This is a genomic window from Streptomyces sp. XY431, from assembly GCF_001279805.1.
Classification (GTDB): Bacteria; Actinomycetota; Actinomycetes; order Streptomycetales; family Streptomycetaceae; genus Kitasatospora; species Kitasatospora purpeofusca.
Genome location: NZ_LGDO01000428.1, coordinates 1 through 250, shown reverse-complemented (window position 1 = coordinate 250; position 250 = coordinate 1). Strand labels below are relative to the sequence as shown.

1 protein-coding gene is annotated in these 250 nt (G+C 76.4%); it reads left to right on the top strand.

All coding sequences use genetic code 11. The features are described from left to right. The coding region (locus ADK60_RS27995; RefSeq protein WP_199839781.1) for an electron transfer flavoprotein subunit alpha/FixB family protein at positions 1–250 on the top strand (250 nt) is incomplete at both ends.

Sequence of the window (250 nt, the reverse complement as noted above, 5' to 3'; positions counted from 1 at the left end):
CACCGGCAACGCCGCCAAGGTCGTCTCGCGCACCCCGCGGGTGTCCTCCGGCCGTCCGGAGCTGACCGAGGCCGCGATCGTGGTCTCCGGCGGCCGCGGTGTCGGTGCCGCCGAGGGCTTCGGTGTGGTCGAGGAGCTCGCCGACGTGCTCGGCGCGGCCGTCGGTGCCTCGCGCGCCGCCGTCGACGCCGGCTGGTACCCGCACAGCAGCCAGGTCGGCCAGACCGGCAAGCAGGTCTCCCCGCAGCTC